Below are 11,970 nucleotides of genomic sequence, written 5' to 3'. Positions count from 1 at the left end.
TTTGTACTAATGAAATTCTTTAATTCCAGCACAAATTTTGAGTCAGTTCTTAAAAAGTATTTTTCTTTTAAGAACGAAACCCTTTCTTTAGAACCTTTTGCAGAGTTTTTAGAGACCATAAAAGAGGCAGACTTCACAGATGTGCTCAATTTTTTCAGAAGCAATCCTCAATTTACTGAGAACTTTAAATATTATATTCACAATATTTTTAAAGGAAGACCTTTTAACCTTTCACTGACAGAAGCTAATATTCTTTCAGAAAATGCTTTTTTCCCGGAACTGAAAAAAAGAATACTGAACAAAGTTCTGCCACCTGTTGAAAACGAAAAGACAGTATGGTACATGATCGACAATGTCAGTATGAGACCGAAGAAGGATTTGAAATACCTGCACAATCTTCCCGAAAATGAGATCAATGAATTTTTAAATATGTTGGGAGCTTCGGATTTTATTATCCGTCCCAATGTGAAAAAAGAACTCATTTTCTCTATGAATATTCTTTCCTGGAGGGTAACAGGAATGGCAATGGAAGTGGAAGTAGTGAGAATGGCACCTCAATACAGAAATTTAGACAATCCGTTTCTTGCTCTGCAGAATGAGCTGGAGGCATTAGCCGATGATCTGATAAAAGACCCTGAATTACAGCTGCATTCAAAAGACAGCAGATATAAGCAGATTAAGATCTATGCAGAACAATGCCAGGAATTTGTGAATATTGCCTTTAAAAATTCAGCCAAATATGGTATTTCAGGAAAAATTAATCAATCCCTGATAAAAATCCGCCAGCAGACCGAAAGAATTTATGAGATTGTTCAGCTATTGGTTATTGATACCGATGAAGATATTCAGATAAAATCTAAACAGCTGGTCTTTAATATTCTGAGCTATAAATCCCATAAAAATAATATCTCAGATCTTATCAACGACAGTACAAGGCTGATTTCACACCTTATTACCAATCACACGGCAGAAGCAGGTACCCATTATATTACGTCTACCCGAAAGGAATATATGACTATGTTCTATAAAGCGAGCGGAGGGGGAATTATTGTAGGAGCGCTTTGTGTTCTGAAAATGCTGTATGGATATATTCCCGGAAGTGACTTCTCTCATGCTTTCCTGTACTCGATGAACTATGCAATGGGATTCATCATGATCTATCTGATGGGATTTACTCTTGCAACAAAGCAGCCGGCAATGACAGCGGCTACCATGACAAAAGTATTGTCAGAAGAAGGGAATGCTCAAAGAAACAATACGGAGTTTGCCCATCTGGTCTCCAAGTTATTCAGAAGCCAGTTTATTGCCTTTGTGGGAAATGTATTGCTGGCCTTTCCGGTGGCTCTTGCCATTATTTACGGTCTTGATGTCTTTTTCTCACAAAACCTTGCTGTAGAACGTTCTGATAAACTGTTAAAAGATCTTGATCCATTTAAATCAAAAGCAATTTTGCATGCAAGTATTGCCGGATTTTATCTTTTTATTTCAGGAATTATTTCCGGGAATATTGGGAACAATTCTGTGTTTTATCAGATTCCGGAAAGAATTGCTAAAAACCTTTCCATCAGAAGTTTTTTTGGGAAGAAATTTGCCAAAGGACTTTCAAAATATTATGCTAAAAACTGGCCGGGAATCATTTCTAATTTCTGGTTTGGTGTTTTCCTGGGGGCGACAGCTCCGGTTGGGATGTTTTTCGGTCTCGATCTGGATATAAGACACATTACCTTTGCTGCCGGTAACTTTGCGTTGGGATTGTATGGAAAAGATTTTTCCGTAGATTCCTATACATTCTGGATGTCTTTTGTAACCGTATTTTTGATCGGTTTCTTCAATTTTCTGGTAAGTTTCAGCTTGTCGATGTTCCTGGCATTCAGATCCAGAAAGATGAATTTTGGACAGGTAAGTGAGATCTATAAAGAAATATTCAGATATTTTACCAAGCATCCGTTGAAATTCTTCCTGCCATTACGCTCAGGGCTGGACAAAAAAGCCGATGACTTAATGAGCAGTACGATTTCTAATAAATCAGAAGAACATTAACAATAAAATAAAAATGCTGTCCGTGGGCAGCATTTTTTATAGGTTTACGTCTTATAATATTTGAAGGTCACTGAATTTTTCCACCCCGAATTTATCCTGGAACTTTTTGAGGTAAAAGCTTTTTCTCATTTTAAAGTCATGTTTCAGTAAAGGAGAATCAATTTTAATGATGATGCATTCATTTTCAATATTGACACTTCTTATTTCCTTGAAAAGACTTTCATCAAGATACTCTTCAAGGAAATCTTTAATATCAAAAGCGACAAGTTTATGTTCAAAACCGTAGATTCTGGCAAAAGATTTTACCAGTTCGGAGGATTGATATTCACGTTTTTTCTTCTTCATAGTTGAGGTTCGGGTTGCGTGATTCGTGTTTTTGGATGACGTTTTTTTTATGAGTATAAAACAGGAAGCGAATGTAATCATTTTTGTAGGATGATCTTTCATAGCCTTCAACAATATTTGTAATTACTGAATCAGAAGATCATCTTAATTGGCTGCCTAGTTCGAACAGTTCGTACTTGGGAAGAAGATGAGAAGCTTTATGGGTTTTTAAAAATAAATCGAAGGCTATTTTGTAAATGTCAAGATTTCTATAACTCATATTATTTGTGTTTTAGGATTTTAAGGTATGATCAATACTATTTTGAGGATAAAGAAAATTAATTTTTACTTTATAATCACATCAACACCTTGAATCCAATCCCGCATCTCATAACTCGAACCCCGCAACTAGCATCCCGCATCTAGCATTAAACTTCAAAAATTATACTTTCCTCATTGATTTTCTTTACCACAATCTCCGTACGTTCTCTGTGGGTATCCGTGATGAAGATCTGTCCGAAACTTTCTCTATTAACCAGCTCAATCAATTGTGCAACTCTGGTGTCATCAAGTTTATCAAAAATGTCATCAAGCAACAATATAGGGGTCTTTTTCGTTAGTTCTTTTACCAGACTCATCTGAGCCAGCTTCAAAGAAATCAGGAAGGATTTTTGCTGCCCCTGAGAACCGATTTTCTTGATTAAAATATGATCCATTTCAAAAAGCAGGTCATCTTTATGAATTCCCTTTGAAGTATAGGTGAGCATACGGTCTCTTTCAAGGCTTTCTTTTAAAAGATTTTCAAAAGAATCTTCCAGCAAATGAGATTCATAAATAACAGATACTGTTTCTTTTCCACCTGAAATGATCTGGTAAAAATTCTGAACAATAGGATTAAGCTGCTCTACAAACTCTTTTCTTTTATTAAAAATTTTTGTTCCGAATCTGGTAATTGGGTCATCATAAATTTCCAGCGAATCTTTATCCCACGTTCTGTTTTTGGCAAAATATTTCAGTAAAGCATTTCGCTGCTGAATGGTCTTCTGATATTGAATAAGGTCAAAAAGATACTCTGAATCCGTCTGAGAAATCATCGCATCCAGAAACTTACGTCTGCTTTCCCCGGAATCCGAAATAAGATTGGAGTCATAAGGGGAGATCATCACACTTGGCAGATATCCGATATGATCAGCGAGTCTGTCATAGCTTTTATCATTTTTTTTGATCACCTTTTTAGCTTCCTTAGGCTGAGTGATTCTGATGATATCTTCACTTTCCTCATTCTGAATTTCAGCATCAATGGTAAAAAAATCTTCCTCTTTTTTTATATTGTTAAAATCAGTATTTCCTAGAAAGCTTTTTCCTACTGATAAATAATGCAGGGCATCCAGAATATTGGTCTTTCCCACCCCATTATTACCCACAAAACAGTTGATCTGCGGTGAAAATTCAAATTTTTTCTCAGAGTGGTTTTTGAAATTGTAAAGGGAAAGCTTCTTGATAATCATTCGTCAAAAATACTCCATTATTAGTAAAAATAAAAAAGGAAGTGCAGAACAAGTTTCCACTCCGAAAGAGTAGTAAGCGTCATCTCTTTTATTATCAGAGAAATAGATAAGAATATAAGTTACAATGCTTGCCATAAAAAAAGCGGTGGCATAAGATAATTCAAGATAGAAAATCGAGATCATATTACTGATGAAGACAAGTGCATAGGCAATGTATTTAGTATTCTGAACACCCATCAGCATCGGAAAGGTTTTTACGGTGTCACTATTCATATCCCGGATATCAAAAGGAAGAACAAGTGCGGTGATAAAGAAAAAGCTGATCAGAAAGATCGGTATACTGAACTCAGGAAGTGTAAGCCAGCAATTGACTAACGCCCATACCAAACCTACATAGAAAACTTTCAGCAAAGGAATCTTACGGATATAAACATCGAGAAAAAAACTGTTGTAAAGCAGTCCCAGCACCACAATAATAAACCATTTCAAAAGCCTTATTTCATTATGATTGTGAATGATTAAAAAAGCACAGGCAATTCCCGCAAGGGCATTGATAACAACTATTTTGAAAAAATGTCTGGTATATTGGTATTTAGTATAAAGATAACCACTGAAATAAGTGATGAAAATTAATGCAAAGGTAGGGAAACGGAATGTGTTTTGCTCTTTCATGAAAAATACTGCAAAAAGAGTTCCCATAAGAGAGACATAAATCTGGCTGTCTATGACGGTTTTTTTCAGTATTTTTAAAATGTTCATTTATCAAAATTAATATATATGAAAAGATTTTCCAAGATTTTTCTGCTTTTGCTTGTAATGCTAAGCTTTTCAACGGTATCCGCACAGAAATATTACGATACCCAATGGAAAAAAATTGCTGAAAACAGTACGAAAGGAGCTTATAAATCTAATCTTCCCATTATTTTAGACATACAAAAACAAGCCATGAAAGAAAATAATGCCTTTGAGCTGATCCGTTCTCTGAAAGCGGAATTCAGTATTGTAAACCAAACAGTGGATGATGATCAGAATGATTCTGCTTCTCAGTTTTTCAAAAAACTTAAAGATGCGGAAGGAAAACTGAACGGAGAAGGGAAATTGATGTACAAAGTCCTGCTGAATGGTTTTTTTATGGATTATTACAACCAAAACTCATGGAAAATAAACGGAAGAACCAATATCAATTCCCAGGATATTTCCCAGATTGAAACCTGGAGTAAGCTTGATTTTAAAAATTACCTGACCAAAAGTTTTCAGGAACTTGATCAGGAAAAACCTGAAATGAAAAAGATCTCTCTGGAAAAGTATAAAAAAGTTTTTTCAGGAACTGAAGATATAGCGTATTTTCCGACATTATCGGATTGGTATGCTGTTAAGAAAATAGAGTTTTTATCCGAAAACAATATTTTTACAAAAAATGAACTGACAGCCAACCGCACAACGATCAGTGCAATCTATGATGAGCTGATTGGCCAGAACAGCGGAAATTCCAAACTGTATTTCATGAAAGAGAAGATTACGGAAAACTGTAATTTCACTCATTGTAAAGATAAACTTCAGCTGCTTCAGAATCTTTTAAAATCTAATGTAGAGGGGGATTATAAAGTGGTGATCATGGGAGAGATCATGGATGAATTTGTGGGCAAGAAGAAACCTAAAGAAGCTCTTGCATTAGCTGCACAAGCCAAAAGTGAATATCCGAAATCTCTTTTCCTTGAAAATATCAAAAGCAAAGAGGCACAGATTGTAAATCCTTATCTTACGATCAAATATGAATCTCAGACCCAGAATAATCTGCCCATTCATTTAGTAGCACAATATCAGAATGTTTCTGAATTTACTTTGAATATTTATGAAGTAAAAGATGATTTTACCTCATTGTTTCAATACATTGATAATTCCTATTCCAATGTCTTCGGAAAACTAAAAAAGAATCTGGTAAGAAAGGAAACATTCCAGCTGCCAGATCCTAAGGACTATCAGAATCATACAACGTCACTGGAAGTTAAACCCCTTCCGTCGGGAATATATGTAGCAGAGTTTACAGTTGCAGGAGCTGATATGAAAGATACCGATTCCCGACAAAATTTCTACTTTCTGGTGTCAGGAAACAGAATTATTTATCAATCCAAAACAGACAGGAATCCTCTTACTGACGAGTTGAAACTGGTTAATAGCGAAAATGGCAAACCGGTGACGAATGAAGGACTTCGTTTTTATGAATTTGTTTCCAATAAAACATTAAATAAAATTGATGGAACAACCACTGCAAACGGAGTATTTAAATTCCCTTCCACACAAAGCAAAGAATATTACAGAACTTTTCTGATCCAGCAGCCTAAGACCAATGATTTCCAGATCATGCAGGTGTATGGAAACAGAGGATCTGTGGAAGATTATAATCCCAACAAACAAACCCGTTCCACCGCTCAGATTTTTATAGACCGAGGAATTTACCGTCCAGGACAGACTGTTTATTTCAAGGTGATCAATACGAGACAGAATAAAGAAGTGGAAGCTGTGCTTTCTGGATTAAAACAAAAAATTACGTTATTGAATACCAACAGCGAGGAGGTTTCTTCCCAGGAATTTACCACCAATGAGTTTGGTTCTTATCATGGAAGTTTCATTCTTCCGAAAGGAAAACTGAACGGTAATTTTTATCTGAGAATTGAAGGGGAAAGCCAGGGATATAAAAACTTCAGGGTAGAAGAATACAAAAGACCAAAGTTTGAGGTAACCTTTAATCCGATAAAAGAAGAGTATAAATATGGACAAACCATAGAACTGAAAGGAAAAGCGGTGATGTTCTCCGGTGTTCCACTGAGCAACACTGTGGTAAATTATGAAATCAAAAAACACAATATCAGATGGAGATATTTCAGCTGGTATCCACAGAATAATGATAATGAGAACTCTGTTCTTGGTGAAGCAAAAACCAATGAAAAAGGAGAGTTTGTGATTCGTCTGGAACTTAAAAAAGATGAAAATCTGGAAGGCATACAGATTGATAACTATGCTATCAATGCTTCGGTTACAGATATCAATGGGGAAACACAGAACGCTAATACCCAGTTGAAGGTAGCCTCAGTTTCTCACTATATCCAGGCAGAAAATATCAGCAATACTTTTGCCGATGAAAATGTAAAAGTAAAGGTAGAAACCAAGAACTATAACGATCAGAATCTTAAGAAGCCTTATCAGGTTAAGCTGTCGAAACTGATGGCTCCGGACAGAATTTTCAGAGATAATTTCAAGTCTGATGTTCAGAATCTGCCTAAATATTCAAAAGAAGAATTTATCAGCAAATTCCCACATGATTTTTTTGATAAAAATGATGAGGTCAAAAACTGGAAAGCAGAAAAAGTACTGATTGAAAGACAACAGCAGCCATCTGCAGACAATGCTCAGCTTTCAACGAATCTGGATTTAGGGAAACTGGATGCCGGAGATTATCAGCTGGAGCTTTTCAATATCGAAGGAAAAGATACCATAAAATCTTCACAGTATTTCAGTGTTTGGGATAAAGCTTCTTTAAAGCCAAATCAAAAAACATTCCTGACGGTTATAGCTCCGAAAGAAGAAGTATCAAGAGGAGAAAAAGTGAAAGTGTATGTTTTCTCAGCAATTCCTGACGCATTGGTGAATGTTTTTGTTCAGGACGGATCTGGAAAAACGGTTTCAGAAGTTCATCAGCTTAAAAAAGGAATATTGGAATATACCACTGAAATTCCTAAAGATAAAAGTGTCTCAGATCTGAACCTTCAGTATCAGCTGGTGGCATTCAATGATGTGAATACAGAATCTGTTTCTTTAAAAATAAAGGATACCGAAAAACCTTTAAAAATAGAAACGGTAACTTTCAGAGATAAGCTTGAGCCAAATTCTAAGGAAAAATGGACGGTAAAAGTAACCGGAAATGATAACGAAAAGATCAATGCTGAAGTGTTGGCCAATATGTATGATATGTCTCTGGATCAGTTTGCAGCTAATAGCTATAGCTGGAGAAAATTATATACCCCGTTTGTAATGGTCACTTCATATGGAATCAGAAATTACTTGGAACAGCAAAATTATCAGAAGAGACTGAACTATTTCGCAGACAGATATATAGCCGTTCCTCAGTTTAACTGGTTTGATGGTGACATTTCATATGTATTACAGGGACGGGTTGCAGGAGTTCAAATTCAGCAAGAGGCTTACGCACCGCCGCCATCACCCATTGCGGGCGCAAGATTTAAAACAGCCAGAGCAGCTGTTGCAGAAGATAAAATTGAGGTTATGCAGAATGTTGTTCCTGAACCTGTAAAAGCTCCGAAGGTAGAAACTTCTCCTCCTGGATCTTCTGAAGAAAATCTGGATAAAGTAGCTGTTCGTAAGAATCTAAACGAAACCGCATTCTTCTATCCGGATCTTAAAACTGATGCTGATGGAAATGTAAACTTCGAATTCACTTCTCCGGAAGCATTGACAAAATGGAAACTGATGTTCCTTGCCCACACCAAAGATGCAAGAGCAGCAACATTGGAAAAAGAAGTGGTAACGCAGAAAGAATTCTCTGTAACTCCTAACTACCCAAGATTCCTGAGAGAAGGGGATGAGTTGAATTTACAATCAAAATTGTCAAATCTTACCGATAAAAAACTGAATGGCTCTGCCGAATTACAGATTCTGGATGCCTTTACCAACGAAAATATTTCTTCTAAATTCGGAATGAGTTCAGGAGCACAAAACTTTAGTTTAACGGAAAACGGAAGTAGTGCACTGACATGGAAATTAAAAGTTCCGGACAATGTTTCTTCTGTTATTTTCAAAGTGGTAGCAAAAGCTGGAGCGTATTCGGATGGAGAGCAGCAGGCTATTGCTGTATTACCAAACAGAATGCTGGTAACGGATGCTGTTCCGGTTTTTGTAAAAGAAGGAGAAACGAAGACATTTGTATTGGATAATCTTAAAAATAATACATCTACAACAGCTTCTAATGTTTCCAATACGTTAGAACTGACAACCAATCCGATCTGGGAAATTATGTTTGCCCTTCCAAGTCTGAAAAATGACCAGAATAACTCTGCAGATGTAATATTCAACAAGTGGTTTGCGGATGTACTGGCTTCGGAAATATTCAAAGCAAATCCAAAAATGAAAACGGTTTTTGAGGAATATCAGAACAAAGGATTATTAAATTCAAATCTTGAAAAGAATCAGGAATTAAAACAATTGTTGCTGGAAGAAACACCATGGGTATTGGAAAGTAAAAATGAAGGCGAACAGATGCAGAAACTGGCATTATTGTTTGATGTTAATACGATGAAAAATTCTATTAATCAGGATTGGGATGAGTTTAAAAAACTGCAAAACCCTGACGGTGGATTCTCATGGTATCCTGGTTATCCAAGTTCTTACGGTACCTCATTGTATATCCTTAAAAACTTAGGAAAAATCAATTCATGGTTAAAAGATAATGTGAAAGATTATCAGAGCTCAGAACAGAAAGTTATTGTAGCTAAACTGGTTCAGTATGTAGACAATGAAGTGAGCAAATATTTTGATGTGAAAAAAGGGAATGTCTGGAACAACTGGGCAATGGATTATCTTGATACCAGAAACTACTGGGAACAGCAATATCCATTGAAAGGTAAAGGAGCAACCCTGAAAACGCTGGTAAAACAAAAAGCAAAGACTGCTAAGATTACCGATTTTACATTCTTCGGACTTCACCGCGCTGCATTATTGATGAATGATTATGGTCTGAAAGAGGTATCTGCTAAGCTGATGACCTACCTTAAGGAAACTTCCACAGATACAAAAACACAGGGAGTTTACTGGAAACAAAACCTGAATGATTGGGGATGGTTTGGCTCTAAAGTAGTCAACCATGCCGGAGCACTGGAAGCTTTCAATACGTTGAAATCTAATGATCAGAACTTTATTGAAGATGTGAAAATCTGGCTGGTTACTCAGAAAGAAGTAAACTCATGGGGAAGCTCAAGAGGAACTGCGGAAGTGATCTTCACGATTTTGAATTCAGGGAAATCATGGACCGGAGCTGAAAGTGATAAAGCAACCATTGTTTGGGGAGGAAAGGAATTAGTTCCTCAGACTCAGGCAACGGGATATGTGAAGTCTACGGTGAAAACAGATGCGTTAGATAAAAATTTAGCAACCGTAACGATTACCAAGCCAGGTCCTGGAATTGTTCAGGGAGGATTGTTCTGGCAGTATTATGAAGACCTTGATAAAATCAAATCTTCTGAAAATTATATTTCTGTAACCAAAGAACTTTATAAAAAGGTAAAAACAGTGAATGGAGAGGAACTTCAGAAAATTTCATCCGAAACACCGCTGAAAGTAGGAGATAAAGTGACGGTAAGAATGATTTTGAATACAGACAGAGCCATGGAGTTTATTCATATTAAAGATATGCGTGCCGCAGGATTCGAACCTGTAGATGTATTATCCGGATACCAGTGGAAAAATAATCTGGGATACTATCAGTCTACCAAAGATGCTTCCACCAATTTCTATATTCAGTATATGCCGAAAGGAAAATATGTTTTTGAATATGATGTGGTAGCCAATGCATCTGGTAAATTCTCCAACGGAATTACCACCATGCAGAATTACTACGCACCGCAAATGAATGCGCATACAAAAGGAACTGGCGTAACAATTTCAGAGTAATGTATAAAAGGCTGCAGTAATTTTTACTGCAGTTTTTGTTTTAAGGTTTAAAATAATATAGAATTAAATCGAAAAACCAAACAATTGTTTAATTTTGGAATAGTTTTTGGAATTAAGGTAATATAAATTGAAAAAATTATTAAAAGATGAAATTTTCTAAAATTTTAATTACAGGATTTGTATTGATGGCCGGAGTAAATGCTTTCGCACAAAAGAAAGCGGAAAAGTTTGAAAAACTACAAATTGAAATGTTCCCAAAAGCTAAAGAAGGATATAAACAAGTATATATTCAGCTTCCCGTAGCAAAAAATGAAAACGATTTAAAAGTTGAACTTTTTGTCGGAACTGAAAAAATGTTAGACTGTAACCACTATTCCTTGATGGGAGAAATGAAAACTCAGGATCTTCAGGGATGGGGATACAACTACTACGAGGTAGAGTCTAAAGGAGAAACTGCCGGAACTCTTATGGGATGCCCTGGGCAGAAACAGACTAAAAAGTTTGTAACTTTAAAACCTGAAATCGTAAGATACAACAGTAAACTTCCATTGGTATTCTATGTACCGAAAGACATTGAAGTACGTTACAGAATCTTACGTCCTGATGCTGCCATGAAAAAAGCAGTTCAAAAGTAAATCAGCTTATTATAATTATACAGAAAACTCCTCACAGTAATGCGGGGAGTTTTCGTTTGTAATTAAATGTTTTTTCGCAGATTTTGCTGATTGTACAGATCGTTTTTTCAAAGTTTATCCACTCCATTTGTCATTCCGTAGGAATCCAGCCTCCAAAATTTAAAATATAAAGAGAATAAGTCCATTTCTATTAAATAATTTAAATTCCTTTGGCTTTAGCCTAAACTTATACTCAATTTTACAAAGAGCAGATTATTTATTATCAAAGTTTATCCACTCCGTTTCTCGTTCCACAGGAATCCAGTTTCCAAAATTCAGAATCAAAATAAAAATAAAAATAAAAGAAGAAGGTGATCATGTATTCATTTCTCAATGGTTTTAAGTTTTGGCTAAAGCCGTTGGAAATTTTGTTCTTATTAAACGGGCTCCCTTCGACTATGCTCAGGATAATAATCCGTTCCTATTGAATTGATTAGTTTGGTAGAGTTTCTCGAATCCCTTTGCTTAGTATCACTCCTTTGCGCTCGTTTTAAAGTCAATTCATAATCCCTTGCGATCATAACGTTTTCTTCCAAGAACCTATCTACATCCTTTGTCATTGAGCAGGAATCCAAATTTCAAAATCAAGAATAAAAATGGTTAGCTGTTTTTAAGATCAAATGTTATTTTATCCCTTTATTTCCTCAAAAAAACATAACAAAAAGAGTGCGAGAAAAGTAGAGTTAAATATTTTTTCAAAATTTTTTAGGATTTAATTAACATTTAAACACTTTACCGAAAAC

Annotated in this window: 6 protein-coding genes; 3 read left to right on the top strand and 3 right to left on the bottom strand. The window is 35.7% G+C overall.

Features of this window, described 5'->3' with window-relative positions; genetic code table 11:
• Nucleotides 1-9: 9 nt before the first annotated feature.
• Nucleotides 10-2,040, top strand: coding sequence for a recombinase (locus tag CQ022_RS06810; protein WP_105680698.1), 2,031 nt, complete (start codon nt 10-12; stop codon nt 2,038-2,040).
• Nucleotides 2,041-2,091: 51 nt separating this feature from the next.
• On the opposite strand, the gene CQ022_RS06805 is transcribed toward CQ022_RS06810, so the two are convergent.
• The 3 genes from CQ022_RS06805 to CQ022_RS06790 all read right to left on the bottom strand — a co-directional run bounded on the left by CQ022_RS06805 (nt 2,092) and on the right by CQ022_RS06790 (nt 4,631).
• Nucleotides 2,092-2,385: a hypothetical protein gene (locus CQ022_RS06805; protein ID WP_105680697.1), complete on the bottom strand. Its 294-nt coding sequence runs from the start codon at nt 2,383-2,385 to the stop codon at nt 2,092-2,094.
• 407 nt (nt 2,386-2,792) lie between these two features.
• Nucleotides 2,793-3,872, bottom strand: a complete 1,080-nt coding sequence (gene recF / locus CQ022_RS06795; RefSeq protein ID WP_105680696.1) for a DNA replication/repair protein RecF — start codon at nt 3,870-3,872, stop codon at nt 2,793-2,795.
• A 3-nt stretch (nt 3,873-3,875) separates the two neighbouring features.
• Nucleotides 3,876-4,631, bottom strand: a complete 756-nt coding sequence (locus tag CQ022_RS06790; protein WP_105680695.1) for a hypothetical protein — start codon at nt 4,629-4,631, stop codon at nt 3,876-3,878.
• Between the two features lie 18 nt (nt 4,632-4,649).
• On the opposite strand from CQ022_RS06790, the gene CQ022_RS06785 reads away from it, so the two are divergent.
• Both CQ022_RS06785 and eco read left to right on the top strand, forming a co-directional pair.
• Complete coding sequence (locus CQ022_RS06785; protein WP_105680694.1) at nt 4,650-10,553, top strand: alpha-2-macroglobulin family protein; 5,904 nt, start codon at nt 4,650-4,652, stop codon at nt 10,551-10,553.
• A 146-nt stretch (nt 10,554-10,699) separates the two neighbouring features.
• Complete coding sequence (eco, locus tag CQ022_RS06780) at nt 10,700-11,188, top strand: serine protease inhibitor ecotin (RefSeq protein ID WP_105680693.1); 489 nt, start codon at nt 10,700-10,702, stop codon at nt 11,186-11,188.
• Nucleotides 11,189-11,970: the final 782 nt, after the last annotated feature.

Origin of the sequence: Chryseobacterium culicis, assembly GCF_002979755.1 — a bacterium.
In the GTDB taxonomy this organism is placed as follows: domain Bacteria; phylum Bacteroidota; class Bacteroidia; order Flavobacteriales; family Weeksellaceae; genus Chryseobacterium; species Chryseobacterium culicis_A.
The sequence above is the reverse complement of the archived record's forward strand: the minus strand, read 5'-3'. Positions and strand labels throughout refer to the sequence as shown.

What these genes read in the sequence shown, in the direction of transcription:
- CQ022_RS06790 (WP_105680695.1), bottom strand. Translation starts at nt 4,631, where the DNA reads ATGAACATTTTAAAAATACTGAAAAAAACCGTCATAGACAGCCAGATT.
- CQ022_RS06810 (WP_105680698.1), top strand. Translation starts at nt 10, where the DNA reads ATGAAATTCTTTAATTCCAGCACAAATTTTGAGTCAGTTCTTAAAAAG.
- eco (WP_105680693.1), top strand. Translation starts at nt 10,700, where the DNA reads ATGAAATTTTCTAAAATTTTAATTACAGGATTTGTATTGATGGCCGGA.
- CQ022_RS06785 (WP_105680694.1), top strand. Translation starts at nt 4,650, where the DNA reads ATGAAAAGATTTTCCAAGATTTTTCTGCTTTTGCTTGTAATGCTAAGC.
- recF (WP_105680696.1), bottom strand. Translation starts at nt 3,872, where the DNA reads ATGATTATCAAGAAGCTTTCCCTTTACAATTTCAAAAACCACTCTGAG.
- CQ022_RS06805 (WP_105680697.1), bottom strand. Translation starts at nt 2,385, where the DNA reads ATGAAGAAGAAAAAACGTGAATATCAATCCTCCGAACTGGTAAAATCT.